General features: G+C 58.5%; 12 protein-coding genes and 1 tRNA gene. 2 read left to right on the top strand and 11 right to left on the bottom strand.

Annotated elements, in window-relative coordinates; translation table 11 throughout:
- Positions 1-15: 15 nt before the first annotated feature.
- The 7 genes from C8C92_RS02360 to C8C92_RS02325 form a co-directional block, all read right to left on the bottom strand.
- The gene (locus C8C92_RS02360; protein ID WP_116742929.1) at positions 16-1086 is read right to left on the bottom strand and encodes an aldose epimerase family protein; all 1071 of its coding nucleotides are present in this window, start codon (positions 1084-1086) and stop codon (positions 16-18) included.
- 18 nt (positions 1087-1104) lie between these two features.
- A complete protein-coding gene (locus C8C92_RS02355; protein ID WP_116742928.1) occupies positions 1105-2046 on the bottom strand; it encodes a glycoside hydrolase family 43 protein in 942 nt (313 codons plus the stop codon).
- Positions 2047-2070: 24 nt separating this feature from the next.
- A complete protein-coding gene (locus tag C8C92_RS02350) occupies positions 2071-3423 on the bottom strand; it encodes an MFS transporter (RefSeq protein WP_099761071.1) in 1353 nt (450 codons plus the stop codon).
- A 113-nt stretch (positions 3424-3536) separates the two neighbouring features.
- Entirely contained in the window at positions 3537-6194 is a 2658-nt protein-coding gene (locus C8C92_RS02345) for a TonB-dependent receptor (protein ID WP_116742927.1), read from the bottom strand.
- Positions 6195-6851: 657 nt separating this feature from the next.
- Positions 6852-7481, bottom strand: coding sequence for a hypothetical protein (locus C8C92_RS27120; RefSeq protein WP_133250686.1), 630 nt, complete (start codon positions 7479-7481; stop codon positions 6852-6854).
- A 113-nt stretch (positions 7482-7594) separates the two neighbouring features.
- Positions 7595-8785 carry a hypothetical protein gene (locus tag C8C92_RS02330; RefSeq protein ID WP_116742924.1) on the bottom strand — a complete coding sequence of 397 codons (1191 nt, stop codon included), beginning with the start codon at positions 8783-8785 and terminating at the stop codon, positions 7595-7597.
- A gap of 66 nt (positions 8786-8851) precedes the next feature.
- Positions 8852-9790 carry a hypothetical protein gene (locus C8C92_RS02325; protein ID WP_133250685.1) on the bottom strand — a complete coding sequence of 313 codons (939 nt, stop codon included), beginning with the start codon at positions 9788-9790 and terminating at the stop codon, positions 8852-8854.
- A gap of 128 nt (positions 9791-9918) precedes the next feature.
- On the opposite strand from C8C92_RS02325, the gene C8C92_RS02320 reads away from it, so the two are divergent.
- Positions 9919-10167, top strand: coding sequence for a helix-turn-helix transcriptional regulator (locus C8C92_RS02320; protein WP_347708456.1), 249 nt, complete (start codon positions 9919-9921; stop codon positions 10165-10167).
- 725 nt (positions 10168-10892) lie between these two features.
- Here the strand turns inward: C8C92_RS02320 and C8C92_RS02315 are convergent.
- A tRNA-Arg gene (locus C8C92_RS02315) sits at positions 10893-10968 on the bottom strand.
- Between the two features lie 199 nt (positions 10969-11167).
- Between C8C92_RS02315 and C8C92_RS02310 the strand changes: the two genes are divergently transcribed.
- Positions 11168-11731, top strand: coding sequence for a c-type cytochrome (locus C8C92_RS02310; RefSeq protein WP_116742922.1), 564 nt, complete (start codon positions 11168-11170; stop codon positions 11729-11731).
- Between the two features lie 116 nt (positions 11732-11847).
- Here the strand turns inward: C8C92_RS02310 and C8C92_RS02305 are convergent, their stop codons facing one another.
- From C8C92_RS02305 to C8C92_RS02295, 3 genes are all read right to left on the bottom strand, one after another.
- Positions 11848-13761 carry a methyl-accepting chemotaxis protein gene (locus tag C8C92_RS02305; RefSeq protein ID WP_279340910.1) on the bottom strand — a complete coding sequence of 638 codons (1914 nt, stop codon included), beginning with the start codon at positions 13759-13761 and terminating at the stop codon, positions 11848-11850.
- A 219-nt stretch (positions 13762-13980) separates the two neighbouring features.
- Positions 13981-16056, bottom strand: coding sequence for a M13-type metalloendopeptidase (locus tag C8C92_RS02300; RefSeq protein WP_116742921.1), 2076 nt, complete (start codon positions 16054-16056; stop codon positions 13981-13983).
- A 282-nt stretch (positions 16057-16338) separates the two neighbouring features.
- Positions 16339-18423 (bottom strand): M13-type metalloendopeptidase, encoded by a 2085-nt coding sequence (locus C8C92_RS02295; protein ID WP_116742920.1) that lies wholly within the window; start codon positions 18421-18423, stop codon positions 16339-16341.
- Positions 18424-18484: the final 61 nt, after the last annotated feature.

The raw sequence follows: 18484 nt of genomic DNA, 5'->3' as shown, positions 1-18484 counted from the left end.
TTTGGGGTTAAACGATTATTCTGCGGAAAACCGATATACCGTTTCCGTCTGATACACCTGACCCGGACGCAAGATGGTGCTGGGGAAGTGGGACTGGTTCGGCGAATCCGGGAAATGCTGGGTTTCCAGGCACAGCGCGCCGCGATAACTGTGGGCGCGCAGCTTGCCGTGCTGGCTGCCGTCGAGGAAATTGCCCGAATAAAACTGCACACCGGGCTCCTGCGTGTACACCTGCATCACCCGCCCCGAAACGGGCTCGCGCACCATGGCGGCCAGCTTCAACCTTTGCTCCGGCTGTTGATTGAGCACAAAGTTATGGTCGTAACCGCGCCCGATGCGCAGCTGTTCATGCGGCACATCGATGCTGTCGCCAATGACGGTACTCTGGCGCAAGTCGAACGGCGTGCCGGACACGTCCGCCAGTTCGCCCGTGGGTATCGATCCCGCATCGACGGGCAGGTAGCGGTCCGCGTTGATCGTCACCTCATGGCCAAGGATACTGTCCTGCCCCGCCAGGTTGAAATAGCTGTGGTTGGTCAGGTTGATCGGCGTGGCCTGGTCCGTCACGGCGTGGTAACGCAGGCTCAGCGCGTTGTCGTCGTCCAGTTCATAGGTCAGCGTCACGTCGAGCTTGCCCGGGTAGCCATCTTCACCGTGCGGGCTGCTGCGCGTGAACGTGATGCCCACGGCGTCATCGTTCGTGAACGGCGCGGCCTGCCACATCACCTGGTGAAAGCCCTGGTTGCCGCCATGCAAGTGATTCGGCGCATTGTTGACGGCCAGCTGGTAATCCTTGCCGTCGAGACTGAAACGTCCCTGCGCGATGCGGTTGCCGTAGCGGCCGATGACGGCGCCCAGGAAAGCGCCGTTGTGCAGATACGGCTCGATGCGCTCGAATCCCAGCACCACGTCGGCAAAGTGGCCGTCGCGGTCCGGCACATGGATTGCGCTGATGATGGCCCCAAAGTCGAGCACTTTGACTTGCATGCCCTGGCGGTTCCTCAGGGTAAAGACCGTCACGGGCTGGCCGTCCGGCAAGATGCCGAACGGTGCTGGCGTCACTGAAACAGTATCAACTGGGGTCATGGCGTCGGGTCCGGAACGTTACAGGGTCGATGAACGGCCAAACACGGGCATGCCTTGCGCATCCCAGCGCAGCGGTTTGACAAACGTGTGGCGGTCCGGGTTCCACAGGGGGTCGCCAACGATTTCCGTGTAGGTGCGGGCATGGTACACCAGCAATACGCCGTCGCCGGCCGTGGTAAAGCTGTTGTGGCCGGGGCCGTAGATGCCGTGCTCGTAGCAGGTGGCAAACACGGGCTCGGGCGACTTCGTCCACGCCGCCGGATCGAGCAAGTCGGCGGACTCGTCGGCCCAGAGCAAGCCCATGGCGTAGTTTTCATCGGTGGCGCTGGCCGAGTAACTGATGAAAATCTTGCCGTTGCGTTTCAGCACGGACGGCCCCTCGTTGACCCAGAAGCCGCGGATTTCCCAGTCGAATTCCGGTTTGCTCAGCATCACGGGCGGACCGGCCAGCTGCCACGGCGTGGCCATCGGCGCGATATACAGGTTCGAATTGCCCTCGATGGCCACATCTTTCTGCGCCCACAGGTAATACAGCACGCCGTCGTGCGTAAAAGTGGTGGCGTCCAGGCAGAAGGTGTCGATGCCCGTGTCGATCGATCCCATGAATTCCCACTCGCCTTCCAGTGGATTGGCGTTGGCATTGCGGATCGCATACATGCGGTGCTGGAACAATTTATCTTTGATTTCGCGGCTCGGTGCGGCGGCAAAATACACATACCAGGCGCCCTGGTTGAAGTGCAGCTCGGGCGCCCACACCAGCTCGCTGTACGGGCCCGTGTCCGGCTTGTGCCACACGTCGACCGCTGGTGCGCCGGCCAGGCCGGCGATGCTGTCGGCGCGGCGCAGCTCGATGCGGTCGTACTGGGGCACGGAAGCCGTAAAGTAATAGTAACCGTCGCTGTGGCGGTAGATATGCGGGTCGGCGCGTTGTTCGATCAGCGGTTTCAAGATGTCAGCCATATTGCTTGCTCCATTCAGTTATTCTTACGCGGCGACAAAACCGCGCTTGTGCATTTCCACTTTTACGCCACGATAATAGTCATCGCTGATGCGGTACTTGAACATCAGCAAGCCCATCAGCAGGTGGAAGAAGCCGGGGATGATCGACAGCATCAGGGCGATGCCGTTCAGGGCGAATTGCGTTTGTTCATGGTTGGGCTGGTAGTCGAAATAGGACAGCAGCATGCCGACCAAAAAGCCCGCCACGGCCATGCCGGCCTTCTGGCACACGGAGATGCCGCCAAAGGCGAAGCCGGAGACGCGCTTGCCCGTCTTGACTTGACCATAATCGATGGTTTCGGCGATGGCCGACCAGAACACGGGCGCGTGCAAATCCACCACAAAGGACAGCAGGAAATACAGGGCGAAGGCCAGCACGGTGTCGCTCGGCGTTACAAAAAAGTAGATCGCCAGGCTGATCAGCGCGACGCCGATTTGCGAGTAGCGGAACAGCTTGACCTTGCAATAAAACTTGGTGATCCAGGTCGAGGCGATCATCGCCAGGATGGCCGCCACCACGCCCGTGGTCAGGAAGGCGGCCACCGTTTCCGTGCTGCCACCCAGATAGTATTTCGCATAATAAATGGCGACGGAGCCGCGCACCACGTAGCCGACCGTGCCCGTGACGCACACGCCGCACAGCACCAGCCACTGGTCATTCTGCAGCAGCACCTTCAATTGCTCCAGCAACGATTGTTTTTCCACCACGTGCACGACGCGCTCGGTGGTGGTGAAATAGCAGAACAGGAACAGGGCCACGCCCATCACCGCCATCACGGCCATGGCCGCCTGGTAGCCGACGGCCGGGTTGCCGCCGCCCCAGCGCTGCGACAGAATCGGCACGACGATGGTCACCATGAAGGCGCCGATCTTGGCGAAGAACAGGCGGTAGCCATTGGCCGACAGGCGCTCATGCGGGTCGCTGGTCAGGCCGCTGATCAGCGAGATATAGGGAATGCCCACGCCGGCCGTCATGATGGTCATCAGGATATACGTGGAATATGCCCAGATCAGCTTGGCGTCATAGCCCCATTCCGGCGTGGTGAACACAAAAAACACGCTGACGCCGAAGGGCACGGCCAGCCACAGCAGGTACGGGCGGTAGCGGCCCGAGGCAAAGCTGTAGCGGTCGGTAATCTGCCCCATGACGAGGTCGGCGATGGCGCCCACCACTTTGACGGCCACGAACAGCAGGGCCAGGTCCGTGGTTTTCAAGCCATAGATATCGGTATAGAAAAAGGTGATGATCAGCATCATCGACGAGATGACGACATTGAGCGCCATGTCGCCCGCGCCGAAGCCGACCTTTTCAACGGTGGATAATTTTTGCGTCTCCATGCTTTCCGTCCATTCTTTTGATGATGAGTCGAGTCTTACTGCCTAACTGCAACGCAAGGGGCGCTGCCGGCCGAAACCTTGGCAACGCCCTTGATGTTTACTGTGCGACTAACTTACATTTTCCAGCGCAGGGATAAGCCTACCGTCCGGTCATAACGGCGCGTATCGCGCGGATACACGCCTGCCTCGTTCCAGTAATCCTTGAATTTGGTATCGAGCAAGTTATTCCCGTCCAGGGTCACGGTGAACTGCTCGTTGATCTTGTATGACAGCGATCCGTCAAGCTGGGCCGTCGGCGCCACTTTCAAGTCCAGGCCGGGGCCGCCCTGGTTGTAGCTGTCGATGAATTTCGAGCGCCAGTTGTAGGCCAGGCGGCCCGACCACGCATCTTTTTCGTACAACAGCACCAGGTTGTAGGCATAGCGCGACACGCCCGTGATGGCATGGCTGCCCGTCTCGTCGTTGGTCTTGCCGCTCATATAGGTGCCGTTCGCTTGCAAGCCCAGGCCGCTCAACAGGCCCGGCAAGCCGTCATAAAATTGCTGGTAGCCAATTTCCAGGCCTTGCAGCTTGCCGGCGGCCGTGTTGTACGGGCGGTCCACATCATAGGTCTTGCCGGCGATGGTTTCGCTGGCAATGCGTTGCTGGATATAGCCGTCGAACTTGTGGTGGAACACGGTTGCCGTCACGGAACCGGCCGGCGCGAAATACCATTCCAGCGCCGCGTCGACATTGTCGCCCGTCACCGGTTTCAAGTTCGGATTGCCACCCGCGCCCGTCGCCTTCACCGTTTCCGTCGAGTTGACCAGGGCCACGCCCGGGTTCAGCTGTGCAAAGCCGGGGCGGCTGATGGTGCGGCCCGCGGCGAAGCGGCCCACCAGGTCGGCGCGCAGCTTGATTTTCAGGGCCACGCTGGGCAGCACGTCGGTGCTGGCCGTGTCGCTGATGACGGGCGTGTAGACGCCATCTTGCGAACTATTGCCTTGCAGGCTTTGCTCGGTGCGCACGACGCGCACGCCCAGAGTGCCGTCGACGGGGTAGGCGCCCAGCTTGAAGGCGATCTTCGCCTTGGTATAGATGGAATACGTCTTTTCCGTATCCTTGAAGAAGGAGCCAGGGTCCATGGCGCGCGCCGCGCTGCTGCCCGTGACGGCTTGGCGGATCGTGCCCGTGTTATTGAGCAGGAAGCTGGCGCACGGCGTGTACCACTGCTTCAAGCCATAGTCGGGGCCGCCGCTGGACATCGGTTCCGACAGGCAATTGAGGCCGGGAATCGAGGTCACGCTCTGGCGATTGAACGGAAACGCTGCGCCGGACACGTCCGGTGCTTCCGCATTGCCCTCGAAGCTCTTGATCGATTCGGCTTCGCGTTTGACGCCGCGCACACCGACGCTGATTTCCTTGAAGAAGCCGCCCGCACTCGGCGTGTAGGCCAGGTCCGCGCGCACATCGTTCGAGCTACCCTGGTCCCGGCCGTAGCGGTCGAAAAAGCCCTTCAGATAGTAATTCGACGGATCTTGCACATCGATGCCCGTGTAGTCGACGTGCAAAGTGCCGTTCCGGTTGGTATTGATGCTGGCGTTCGGCACGACGGTAATGGCATCGAGAATCGGGTTGCGCCAGGCATAGCTGCTTTTGGTGCTGGCCACTTCCGACGTGAAACGCCATTCCGGATTGATATCCCACAAGCCACCGACGGCAAACTGGTGCGTCTTCGTCTGGTTCTTGTTCGCCTGCGTCGACATGATGGTGTTGACGTTGGTGGAAGTGAGCGTTTGCAGCTGGTTAGTGCCGGGAATCTTCGTGGCCGACACGGGCGTGCCCCACCATGGCAAGCCGACGAAGTAATCGGATTCGGCATCGAGCAGAAAACGCGTGGCCATGCCTTCGGCGTACAGTTCAACGTCGGCGTTCGGACGCCATTGCAGCACGGCATTGGCGGTGCTGCGGCGGCGGTCGCCCTTGATCGGCAACAGGCCCACCTGGTCCGGCCCCGTCAAGCCCGGCGACAGGAAACTTTTGTCCACGGGCGCCGTACTGAACGCGCGTTCTTCATGGTAGCGGTGCTGCTGCTGCGACAAGCCCAGCAGCGCGCCCACTTCGCCGATGCCCGTCTTCCAGCGATTCGACAGCATGCCGCTGATGTTCGGGTCGGTGGCCTTGGATTTGTCGCTGTAGACGGCGCGCGTATTCACGCTGGCGGTAAACTCCTTGAAGTCGAAGGGGCGATTCGTGCGCACGTCGATGATGCCGGCCACGCCGCCTTCGACCTGGTCCGCGCCCTGCGATTTATAGACGTCGACGCGCTGCAGCATGGTGGCGGGAATGTCGGCCAGGTTGACGTAGCGGCCCGTGGTGGTGAACAGTTCGCGGCCGTTGAGCAGGGTCGTGACATCGCGCAAGCCACGGATCATGACGGCGCTCGCTTCGCCCGAATCGCGGCGGATCTGGATGCCGGAAATGCGCGCCAGGGTCTCGGCCACGTTGTTGTCAGGGAATTTGCCAATGTCGTCAGCCACGATGGAATCGATGACTTGGTCCGAGCGCATCTTGATCTGCTGCGAATTTTGCGCCGAGCGGCGCACGCCGCTGACGGTCACCACCGACACTTCCGCCGCAGGCTCGGCACTGGCGTCCGCCACCACCGCCTCCTGCGCCCAGACCGAAGCCGTGCTCAGCAGGCCGATACCGGCCAATGCCGCAACGGCTGCCTTCAAAATGAATGGACGAGGGGAAGTGGCCGCGAGCGGGCCGGTGGCGTGGCGCATCATGAATCTCCAGATATTGTATTGATATTGTTGTACCGCTTGCATGTCGTGCGCATGCTCGGCGTTTATCTTAGGGGCTGGACGATAATCTCTCCAATCAATTTTTCCACTGTTTCGATATCAATTTTGATATCGGTGGCTGGAGGACTTTGGAGGTTGTAAACAGACAACGGCAGGGGCGTCAGGGGAAAGAAAGTGGCGGAATGGACGAATACGGAGGAAAACGCCGGGGCGTGACGGAAGTCGTGCCCTTCCTGGTGGCAGACATGCTCAGGGAAAACGACGGTAATTACTCGATCGGCGCCACCAACCAGTTTTCAAAAGATTCCCGGCTTGCTATTACATGGCGCCTCAGGTCCGATTTGGGTCGAGGTAGAGAACGGTTGGCAAGGAGCACGAGACATGCAGAAACCTGTCTGGTTTTTGAGACGTGTCTTTGAGCATTCAGCACCCATGGTCGATAAGGTATGGTTTGTCGTTACCGTCCCCGGCGCCAAGACTATCGGTAAGCGTCTGCATGCAGCATTAACGCATCGGCCAGACAGCGGATATCCGCGCCAAATCCGTGAACTCGACGCCCGGATTTTGAACGAGCGCCTTGCTATTTTTCAACTGGACGCAAACCGTTTGGAGCCTGCACGACTCCCTTGGCAGCAAGATTCAATTCAACAGCTGATTATCGCTCGTAACTGTGTCGGTACTTTCTTGTACTTGAACCGTAGCTTGCGGCTTGCCGTTACGACCAGGCAGAACTGTGGCCAGTTCTGACGCGCTTGTAGCAAGGAATGCCTTAGCCGCATCATCTTGACCACTGAGGTGCTCCAGGCGTTTCACAACTTGTGGGAACCAGGGTTGCACTTTGTCTGCAGGGGTCTCGAGCATATCTCCGGCTGGGAAAAAAGTATGCTTGTCCACCTGCGGACCGCGGCTACCGAAAAGCAGTGTCCGGGTACGAAGCATACCGGCCCTCAAAATGACTTCAGCCTCTTTACCTTTGCACGTCTTGCGGTTGATTATCGCAACGTAACCTGCGATTTTCCCAGGTTCAGGGGGCAGAATTACTCGCTCGCCACCACGGTCTACTTCTTCCGGCCAGGTACGGTCAAAAGGAACCACCATACCAGCGTACGAGCACTTGCCATCACCATCATCACGCCACCATTCACGCACGAATCGCAGCTCTACAGCACCATTCAGTTGACTCGGCACGGCGGTTTCGCCTACTGGATACATGGTGATGCTGGAAAACAGAATGGCTGCCAAATAGACAGCATTCAGAAAATCGAACATGTTTCTGCCTTATATTGAATGTACATGAAGACGCACCGCCATCGCTTCGCCTGCGTCGTCCTACACAGAGCCTCATGCGCTTGTGCGCTTCCAGAAAGCCGCACCCCGTTCTGCTACTGCATCATCGACTTAGGTATGCCTTTGAATTGAATCGCATACTGGAGCGTCGCCTTGGTGCGGAAGGCTTCCGCCTCAGCTCCACTCAGACGCTGCTCTTTAATCATTCTCTCAATCCCCGCCAGCACCTCCGGTGACAAAGACTCCCGGGCTGCGGCAAGCGCTTGTGCAGGGTCTGCTGCTGGATTGTTCGGTTCCTTGGCCGCTGCCTGAGGGTTAGCAGCTGCAAACTGCTTGATCGCTTCCCAAGCGGCCGATGCACTCGATTCCAGCGCCGCTTGCTCCGGAGTCTTGCCATTGGCGTCTTTGGTGAGTATTTTCATGGAACCAGCAGCCAGGAAGAGCTGAACGGCCACTTCATCGTCACGGCGAATTGCTGCGAAAAACTGTTCGGTCGAGTGATACGTCAAGCCCATTCCTGCAAGGTTTTTGCGCGCTTCCACTTTACTATTGCCCTGTGATGCCACGCCGCCCGTCCCAGATACCGATGGCGAACCAACGAGCGATGCTGCCAAAGACGGCTGGGTAGCTATCTCGCTCCTGGCCGGCATCAACTTGGCAACTGCATCCTTATCCGGTTCCTCAAGCGTAGCGCCAGGAACATCGATTTTCTCAATCAGCAACTGAGGCAGATTCTTGCGTATGGCCGCAATCTCTTCTTTCAAGCGCTTGGCGTTGTAGTCTTCGTCCTTGCCTCGGATAGCGCTGGTAATGCCATTGAATAATCCGGATGTCAGCGATTCGGTCTTCTTGACGGAAGCAAAGATCAGGTAAATCTTCACGCCACCCTGGAACGGGTACAGACACGCTTGCACGCGTTCAGCGGCAAACATGAATGGATTTTTGATCGGTGGCGGGGTCTTGGTGACTTCTGCGTAGCCGTTGCGGCACTGATACTCACTGACAGGCTGCCCCTGGACCAGGAAATCCTGGAGCGCCGGCTCCAGCGGGCGAGCAGGCAACGCCGCCGGAAGGCTATGCACGTTATATGAGGTTGGAATAGCGAACTGTGACAAGGCATCCTTGACTTGCGCCGCCACATCTTGAGCGCGCGCATTTGGCACCACTAGCTCAGCTTTTGAGGTTTGCACATTGAACTGGTCACGAATATCCGCAGCGACAGCCGCATTCGTAACGGAGAGAACCAAAGCGGCCATCATAGTCTTCAAAAATACTTCCTTGCCCATATGTCTTCCTAAATACTGAATGATTAAATTTTTGCTCAAGTCCGGGAGATTACTCAGCTATAGCAATCAGTGAGTATTAAAACTGTCGTGCCCCATGTCCGTGTTGTAATAGGACTGATAGTTGTCAGTACCAAAAGCATTACCCATCACATCTACGCTACCGATCCCGGCCACCAAAGGGAGTCCATTTGAAGGGTTGTACTCCATAAAAGTGGAATTCTCGATATGGTTTTGTCCTTCGTCTGTATCAGCCTTCAATGCTTGGTGAGCTGCGCGGATACGCTGATCGACAAGAGGGCCATTCCCCAACTCATGGATGGTAAATAGGGGGATTCCGGCGGCCACTGCTGCACCTCCACAACGGAAACGCGGGGAAGGCACAAAGATCGCCTCGTTGTCATGTTGAATCTGCGTCACGCCGTCACTGCCGAACTCTATGATGGGCGTACCACGCGATGTCGTCCAACCCTTGTATTTCGTACGTAATACGCGATTATTGATTTTTGCGAGTATGGCCAAGACCGGGGCTGCAATAGGGGATGAAAACGCATGCAAAAGCAAAGAAAGCAGACGAATCACGAGCGATAGGACTGCAATTCCAACCATGACAACTATCCAGGTCACACAAAAACCACCGGCGCCGGCAGCAAGAACGATCAGCGGCTCCTTTTTGAGAAGCAGCGTGATGACGAGGCCGCAAAACAAACCAACAACCGCGAACACCATGGCAATACGCGAACTTTTTCTCTCCGCCTTGAGCATCACCGTATTATCAAAGAATGTGACGACCAACATCACAGCGCCGACAACCCCGGCAATCTGAAATGCCTTGCTCCCCATACCTGCAAGGTACGCCAACAATACATAAGCCAAGATTGTGGCTGCCAACGGCCGAACCAGCTTAGGAAGCAACATTGCTCTCTTAACCAAAGCTAACACTTCATCATGGCGTGGGCGATCAATATGGGAAAGATAAGCAACGAGTTGTGCAGATGTAAGTACCATGTTCAATGTTTCCTATATAGCAATTTCGACGAGAAGAGATTTCAAAAGCGGATTTACATCAAAATTTCCGTTTAGATAAAAAGCAATTTTCGAGACCTGGTCCCACGAATACATTGAAATGTTGCCACATGGAATTCTACGAATATCGAAGTATGCCTCCCCGCTCTAAACCTCCCTCTTCTCTTTTTGGACTGCGCCTACGCGAAGCAAGACTTCTCGCCGGCATCCCGCAGGATAGGTTAGGCACAGCAATCGGCTTGAACGAAACCACAGCGAGCGCGCGGATCAGCAGATACGAGACGGGAGTGCATGCGCCACCAGTGGAATCCGCAGCTCGATTAGCAACGGTACTTAATGTGCCCACACCATTTTTCTAATGCGAAGAGGATGAATTAGCTGAGGTTATTCAGGCGTGGTATCACCTTTCAAACAGTGAACGACATCGCCTTCTAACGCTCCTCCGCACGAAACTGGATTAATCCTGAAATCTAACTTTGCCCGTGCTCAATTAGTTATCCAAGGTATCATATTCCATAGAAGAAATACTCACACATTGTCACGTTTTGTAGTCGGATACGACAACCAGAGCGTACAGGGTCCGCATCAATCCACCAAAGTTAAGGAGCAAGCCCGCGCAATTGCTGGTAAATCAATGAAATAGTGCTTGACGTGGCACTGGCTTTGCGCGGCCGCCGCCTTGCTGACCTCTCTTTTTTCGACAGCGGCAAGGCGGCGGCCAATGAAGGTCTTTTGATCTTCATTGGCCTTTCATCTCGCTCGCTTCCTTGCTGTCCGATTTCTCCGACCATCTTCATGTGAACGGGGCTGTGACTGCTGGGACGGCCGCAAAGGCGCAGGATTCGGACAGTACCGGCCGGGAGCGCTCAGCGTACTTACCCCGATCATAGTGAGACTCCAAAGTTGACGAGCGCACAAACGTCCTGCCTGTGATGTGAATCGTCACGGATATCCAAGATTCAGGCCATACGGAATTGGCGCCACTGGCCATGGCAAAAAGGAGGCGGAAATAATGCATCGTAACCCAGGCGTAATCCAGCAAAAAATTCATGCTGATACTGATGCGCTAAGTCATTGATTTTATTGGTGCGGCTGGCGGGGATCGAACCCACGACCCTTGGCTTCGGAGGCCAATACTCTATCCACTGAGCTACAGCCGCGTAGGGGGAATTTCTGAAGTGATGCGAAGGATACCGTTTTTCTTTACCTACGTCTACGGAAACTGTCGTATCGCTGGCAATTGCATGTCGCTGCTCAATTTTTGTGCCTATAATTGTGGGATTCATAAAGGTTTACATACAAGCATGTAAAAATGCTACCTTACACGGCCATCAGTTTCAAATCTGGACTAAGGACATCATGAGCGACGCACATAACGAACAACAATCAGCGATCAAAACGCCTAAACAATTGCTTGCCGCCGTAGCTGGCTTCTTCCTCGTCACCGTCATCGGCATCATCCTGCTGGTGCAGTTCGTCACGGCGCAAAAACTGACGGGCGCAGGGACAGACAGCCAGGCGCCGGAAGCCATTGCCGAGCGCCTGAGCCCCGTCGCCAACGCCGGCTTTACCTTCAAGGATGCCAGCGGTCCGAAAGTGCTGCAAAGCGGCGAAGCCGTCTACACGGCGACCTGCGTGGCTTGCCATGGCGCCGGCGTGGCCGGAGCACCGAAGTTTGGCGATGCGGGCGGCTGGTCGGCCCGTCTGGCCCAGGGCTACGATACGGTCCTGAAACACGCCATCGAAGGCTTGCGCGCGATGCCGGCCAAGGGCGGCAATCCTGACCTCGACGATGTAGAAGTGGCGCGCGCCGTCGTCTACATTGCCAACGCTTCGGGCGGCAAGTTCAAGGAACCGGAAGTGCCGGCACCGGCCGCAGCCGCTGACGGCGCTGGCGCACCAGCGCAAGAAGCCACGAAATAATCACGCTGCCGCGTCAAGCGGCGCGTTGCAGCGGCCCCCAAAGGCTGCCGCGGATGTGAAAAAGCCGCCCGGTTCAACTTGAACCGGGCGGCTTTTTCATGTCCGTGCGCGGCGCGCTACAGCTTGAATGCGCCGATGATCTGTTCGAGCTTGGCCGTCTGCTCCTGCATCGAATGGGCTGCCGCTGCCGCCTGCTCCACCAGCGCGGCATTTTGCTGGGTGGTGTCGTCGAGCTGAACGATGGCCTGGTTGACCTGGCCGATGCCCGTTTCCTGCTCCTGGCTGGCCAGCAGGATCTCGCCGATGATGTTGGCAACCTTGTCGGTGCCGGCGACGATCTCGTGCATGGTGGCGCCAGCCTGGTCGACCAGCTTGGTACCGGCGTTGACGTTGTGCACCGATTCAACGATCAGCGCGCCGATCTCCTTGGCCGCCGTGGCCGAGCGGTGCGCCAGGTTGCGTACCTCGGACGCCACCACGGCAAAGCCGCGGCCCTGTTCGCCGGCCCGGGCCGCCTCGACGGCCGCGTTCAACGCCAGGATGTTGGTCTGGAACGCGATCCCGTCGATGACGCTGATAATGTCGGCGATTTTCTTCGACGAGTGTTCGATCGCGCCCATCGTCTCGACCACCTGCGTCACCACCGCGCCGCCCCGCGCCGCCACCTTCGAGGCGTCCAGCGCCAGCCGGTTGGCCTCCTGGCCGCTGCTGACGTTCTGCCTGACGGTGCCGGTCAACTCCTCCATCGACGCGGCGGTCTGCTCGAGCGCGCTGGCCTGGCTTTCGGTGCGGGCCGACAGATCCTGGTTGCCGCTGGCGATTTCTCGCGAAGCGAGCGCGATCGACGCCGTGCTGGTGCCGATTTCGCGCATCATCTGCTGCAGCCGCTCGATGAAGGCGTTGAAGCTGCCGGCCACATCGTTGAACTCGCTGCCGCCGCCGCCCGGCAGGCGCCGCGTCAGGTCGGCGTCGCCGGCCGACAGCGCATCGATATTGCTCTTGAGTACGCCCAGGCGTCCCATGAACAGGCGGATGCTGCCGATGAACATGGCCAGCAGCAGCAGGGCGATGGGGATCTGCACCATGCCCAGCTTGCTCAAGATGCGGTCGCTTTGCTCGGTCAGCTGGCTGGTCGGCAAACCGGTCGCCAGCACCCACGGACTGCCCGGTATCGCCTTCAGAAACAGCGTGTGAGGCGTGCCGTCGCTGCGATACTCCGATTCGGCCACGCCCTGCGCATCGAGCTTGGGCAACAGGCGGCCGATTTCCGCCACCATCGGCGAACTGGACGCCAGATCCTCGACTTTCTTGAGTACGATCTCGTCCTTGATATACGTACTGTTGCTGATGATCTTGCCGTCGCGTTCGACGATCAGGATCTGGCCGTGGATCGTTTTCTCCATGTCGGCCACCAGGCGGTTGAAAAAGCCCAGCGTGACATCGATGGTCGATACGCCGTACAACTCGTTGTCCTTGTAGATCGGCATGGCGCAGTTGGTGCGCGGCTGCGCACTGGCATCGTCCTTGTAAGCCTTGGCCCAGTCGCAATGGCCCTTGGCAGACTTGAGCCCGCCCAGATACCAGCTCTGCTCGAAGTACTTCAACGACTCCGGCGAGTTCCAGTGGGTGTTGACGACCAGTTTGTTGGAGGCGTCGCGGGCGAAAAAGGTGCTGAACTTGTCGCGCTCGGGATCGCGCTTTTTCGGCAGCGGCCAGATGCCGCCGCCAAACACATTCGGGTCGGAATACTGGTCGACCAGTCCCGGCAGCAGGACGTCGATCGCCGCGCTGTCCATCAGCGCCACCGTCTGGGTGATGCTGCGCTGCTGCGCCTCCACCTGTCGCAACTGCTCGGTAATCCTGGTGGAAATTTTGCTGACGTCAAAACCGACCACCATGCCCTCGGTGCGTTTCAAATCCGGCGTGACGAAAAAATGGATGACGGCCAGGGTCATGACCAGCAGCACCACAAAAACAAGACTGAACAGGGTGATAAAACGGGCTTGGCTGGTACGAAATATGTCTCTCACAATGTTTCCTTTTTGATGACACATGGGGCGCTACACAGGTTTATTCTTGTTTTCATCCAGATATAGGCGCTTCAAACTTCGTTGTCAACGAGCAAGGAAAATCACCGGCGACGCACGCAACACTTCGCTGTGTACGGCTGGCACGCAAGCAAAAAAAATGCCGCCCGGCGCGAACCGGGCGGCATTGCTAGCGTATTTCTGTCCAGCCGAAAAAATGGCTTACCACATGATGACGCGGTCTTTCGGTGGCAGATACATCTTGTCGCCCGGTTTCACGTCGAAGGCCTGGTAGAAGCCGGGCTGGTTGCGCATGGTGCCGTTGGCGCGGAACTGGCCCGGCGAGTGCGGGTCCGTTTTCAGCAAGACCAGTTGCTGCGCTTCACGCATCTTCATGCGCCAGACCTGGGCAAAGCCCGCATAGAAACGCTGTTCGCCCGTGAAACCGTCGATGACGGGGGCTTGCTTGCCATTCAGCGACAATTTGTACGCCTTATAGGCAATCGCCACGCCGGAATTGTCGGCAATGTTCTCGCCCAGGGTCAGTTCGCCGTTGACGAAGTGGCCAGGGATGGGGCTGAAGCTGTTGTACTGCGCCACCAGCTGCTTGGTTTTCTTGGCGAAGTTTTTATGGTCGGCCTTGGTCCACCAGTCGCGCAGGTTGCCGTCGCCGTCGTACTGGGCGCCCTGGTCATCGAAGCCGTGGCTGATTTCATGGCCGATCACGCCGCCGATGGCGCCATAGTTGACGGCGTCGTCCGCCTTGGCGTCGAAGAACGGCGCTTGCAAGATGGCGGCCGGGAAGACGATCTCGTTCAGTTCCGGGTTGTAATAGGCGTTCACGGTTTGCGGCGTCATGCCCCACTCGTCGCGGTCGATAGGCTGGCCCAGCTTGTTCAATTCGCGGTTGTAGTTGAGCAGGTGCGAACGCTGGATGTTGCCGATCAAATCGTCCGGCGCCACCGTCAGGCCCGAGTAATCGCGCCATTTGTTCGGATAGCCGATCTTGGTGGTGAACTTGGCCAGTTTAATTTGCGCCTGTTTCTTGGTGACGGGGCTCATCCAGTCGAGCTTGTCGATGCTTTGCTGGTAAGCCGTCATCAGGTTTTTTACCAGCGCTTCCATGCGCACCTTGCGCTCGGCCGGGAAATATTGCTCCACGTACAACTGGCCTACGGCTTCGCCCAGCGCGCCTTCGACGGCGCCCACGCCACGCTTCCAGCGCGGACGCATTTCCGTCACGCCCGTCAGGGTGGTGCCATAGAAGGCAAAGTTTTCATCGACATACGCTTTCGGCAGGTAGCCGGCGTTGGCGTGCAGCAAGTGCCACTGGAAGTACGCTTTCCACGTCGCCAGCGGCGTCTTGTTGGCGATCTCGGCAAAGCCCTTCAGGTAGCTGGGCTGGCTGACGATCACGTAATTGACCTTGCCGGCGATGCCCGTGTCCTTCAGATAGCGGGCCCAGTCGTAGCCTGGCGCCATGGCGGCCAGTTTCGCCAGCTCCACCTTGTTGTAGGTCTTGACGGGGTCGCGGTTCTGCACATTGCTCCATTGCGCCTTGGCCAGATCCGTTTCCAGCGCGAGGATAGCCTTGGCGTTGGCGGCAGCATTCGCATCGCCGGACAAGCTGAGCATTTTTTCCACGTGGGCCAGGTATTTGGCGCGCGTATCGGCCTTGCCCGCTTCCAGGTAGTAATCGCGGTCAGGCAAGCCCAGGCCGCTTTGCACGATGTCGGCCACGTATTTGGTGGAATCCTTGGCGTCCTGGTGGATACCGAAATCGTACGGCGAGGTCACGCCCAGCTTGCTGAAGTGGGCGATGACGGCCGGCAACTCCGCCTTGTCCTGCAGCGCGGCGATCTTCGCCAGCTCCGCGTTCAACGGTGTCAGGCCCAGGCTTTCCAGCTTGGATTCATCCATGAAGCTGTTATAAAAATCACCGATTTTCTGGGCATTCGAGCCGGCCGCGCGGGCCTTGTCGGCACTGGCGCCTTCGACGATGCCACGCAGCTGCGTTTGCGTATCGTCAGCCAGCTTGGCAAAGCTGCCCCAGCTCGACTTGTCGGCAGGAATCACGGTTTCCGCCAGCCATTTGCCATTCAGGTGCTGGAACAGGTCGTCCTGCGCGCGCACGGCAGGGTCGACGTATTCGACGGCGATGCCGGACGTCAGCGCGGCGCCGGCGACGGCCGTGGCGGGAGCAGCAGCGGCTTTCTTGGCAGAATCAGCGGCGCCAGCCATGCCGGACACGCCGGCCAGCAAACTCAGGGTCAATGCACTTAACAAATAACGATTCACGGTTGTCCTCTATATTATATTGTGTGGAATATAAGGGTCAGAAGGCCCAGGGCTTCTGGCCCGGTTTTTGACTGTAGCATACCGGCCGAAATGACAGAAAGAACTTTGGCCAGAATGTAAAAAAGACCACGCGAGGTGGTCTTTTTTGTTGTGACAAGATAACGTTTACATGACGTAGGTCGGCTTAGCCCGGAGGGCGTAAGCCGACAACATTGTTGGCACAGGCTGTATCGTCGGATTACGCGCTTGCGCGCTAATCCGACCTACCCGGCTAAATGACGTTTACCAGATGATGACGCGGTTTTCCGGCGCCACATACATCTTGTCGCCCGGTTTCACGCCAAACGCTTCATAAAAACCTGGCTGGTTGACCATGGTGCCATTCGCGCGGTACTGGCCCGGCGAATGCGGGTCGGTCTTGATTTGCACGATCTGCTGCGCTTCGCGCATCTTGCTGCGCCACACTTGGCCAAAGCCCATGTAGAAGCGCTGGTCGCCCGTCAAGCCGTCCAGCACGGGCGCCGGCTTGCCTTTCAACGAGATCTTGTAGGCTTTATAGGCGATCGCCACGCCCGAGTTGTCGGCGATGTTCTCGCCCAGGGTCAGCGCGCCGTTGACGTTGTAGCCCGGCAATGGGCTGTAGCCGTCATATTGCTTGGTCAGCGCATCGGCCTTGGCGGCGAAGTTCTTGCGGTCGGCCGGGGTCCACCAGTCGCGCAGGTTGCCGTCGCCATCGGACTGGCTGCCCTTGTCGTCGAAGCCGTGGCTGATTTCATGGCCGATGACGGCGCCGATGGCGCCATAGTTGACGGCATCGTCCGCGTTGGCGTCGAAGAACGGCGGCTGCAGGATGGACGCGGGGAAAACGATCTCATTCATCGTCGAGCTGTAATAGGCGTTCACCGTCTGCGGCGTCATGCCCCACTCTTCGCGGTCGATCGGTTTGCCCAGCTTGGCCACCTGGCGCGCCGAAGCGAAATTGGCCGCGCGCATGATGTTGCCCACCAGGTCGCCCTGAACGATTTGCAGCTTCGTGTAATCGCGCCATTTGTTCGGATACGCGATCTTCGGCGTGAACTTGGCCAGCTTGGCTTGCGCTTCTTTCTTGGTCTCCGGGCTCATCCAGTCCAGGGTATCGATGCTGTCCTTGTAGGCGGCCAGCACGTTTTTCACCAGTTCCTGCATGTGCGCCTTGCGCTCCGCCGGGAAATATTGCGCGACATACAGCTTGCCGACGGCTTCGCCCAGCACGCCTTCGACCGCGCCCACGCCACGCTTCCAGCGCGGCTGGTTTTCCTTCACGCCACTGAGTACCGTGCCATAGAAGGCAAAGCTTTCATCGACGAAGTTTTTCGACAGGTAGCTGGCATAGCTGCGCAGCAACTGCCATTCGAAATACGCTTTCACGGTGTCCAGGTCGCTTGATGCCAGCACCTTGTTGTAGCCGGCCAGGTAGCTTGGCTGGTTGACGATGACGTAATCGACCTTGTTGGCGATGCCCAGGGCGGCCAGGCCCGACTTCAGGTCGTAGCCCGGGGTCAGGTCGTTCAGTTTATTGATGTCGGTCTTGTTGTAGCGTTTGACGGGGTCGCGGTTCTCAACCTTGGTCCATTGCACTTCGGCCAGGGCCGTTTCCAGCGCAACGACCGCCTTGGCGCGCGCGGCGGCGTTCTTGTCGCCGGCCATGGCCAGCATTTTTTCCACGTGCGCCTGGTATTTTTCCTTGACGCCAGCCTGCTTGGCTTCCAGGTAGTAATCGCGGTCGGGCATGCCCAGGCCGCTTTGGCTTACATATGCCGCATATTTCGTCGAGGCACGCGCATCCTGGCCCACGTAGACGGCGTAGGGAGTCGACACGCCCGTCTGGCTCAGGTGGGCGATCAGGGCCGGCACGCCCTTCTTGTCGCGCAGCGAGCGGATGCGGTTCAGTTCGCCGGCCAGCGGCTTCGTGCCCAGCGCATCGAGCTTGGCTTCATCCATGTAGCTGGCGTACAGGTCGCCGATTTTCTGCGCTTCGGAACCGGCCTTCTTGTTTTTGTCCTGTTGCGTGGCTTCGATGATGCCGCGCAACTGTGGCGTCGTGTCATCGCGCAGCTTGGCGAATGAACCCCAGCTCGACTTGTCGGCAGGGATCTCGGCCGTCGCCAGCCACTTGCCGTTCAAATGGGTAAAGAAATCGTCCTGCACGCGCACGGCGGGGTCGATGTACTGCACGTCGATACCGGAAACGACGCCAGCGGCGGCAGGCGCGGAAGGTGCGACACTGGGCGCCACGGTCGGGGCGGCCACGGCGGATGCGGGTTCGGCGGCATGGGCAAACGCAGCCAACAGGGTCAGGGTCAGACTGCTCAAGAGATAGCGATTCACGGATTGTCCTTATGGGGCATATCAAAAAAGACCGGGCAGATAGCTGCGGGCGGATAGCCCG

The organism is Janthinobacterium sp. 78 (genome assembly GCF_003096775.1).
GTDB classification, from domain to species: Bacteria; Pseudomonadota; Gammaproteobacteria; order Burkholderiales; family Burkholderiaceae_D; genus Janthinobacterium; species Janthinobacterium tructae.
This window is presented reverse-complemented; position numbering and strand designations above follow the sequence as displayed.

Bases quoted from the DNA above. Each gene is read 5' to 3' on its own strand.
- C8C92_RS02310 (WP_116742922.1), top strand. From the start codon at position 11,168: ATGAGCGACGCACATAACGAACAACAATCAGCGATCAAAACGCCTAAA.
- C8C92_RS27120 (WP_133250686.1), bottom strand. From the start codon at position 7,481: ATGTTCGATTTTCTGAATGCTGTCTATTTGGCAGCCATTCTGTTTTCC.
- C8C92_RS02320 (WP_347708456.1), top strand. From the start codon at position 9,919: ATGGAATTCTACGAATATCGAAGTATGCCTCCCCGCTCTAAACCTCCC.
- C8C92_RS02330 (WP_116742924.1), bottom strand. From the start codon at position 8,785: ATGGGCAAGGAAGTATTTTTGAAGACTATGATGGCCGCTTTGGTTCTC.
- C8C92_RS02355 (WP_116742928.1), bottom strand. From the start codon at position 2,046: ATGGCTGACATCTTGAAACCGCTGATCGAACAACGCGCCGACCCGCAT.
- C8C92_RS02345 (WP_116742927.1), bottom strand. From the start codon at position 6,194: ATGATGCGCCACGCCACCGGCCCGCTCGCGGCCACTTCCCCTCGTCCA.
- C8C92_RS02325 (WP_133250685.1), bottom strand. From the start codon at position 9,790: ATGGTACTTACATCTGCACAACTCGTTGCTTATCTTTCCCATATTGAT.
- C8C92_RS02350 (WP_099761071.1), bottom strand. From the start codon at position 3,423: ATGGAGACGCAAAAATTATCCACCGTTGAAAAGGTCGGCTTCGGCGCG.
- C8C92_RS02360 (WP_116742929.1), bottom strand. From the start codon at position 1,086: ATGACCCCAGTTGATACTGTTTCAGTGACGCCAGCACCGTTCGGCATC.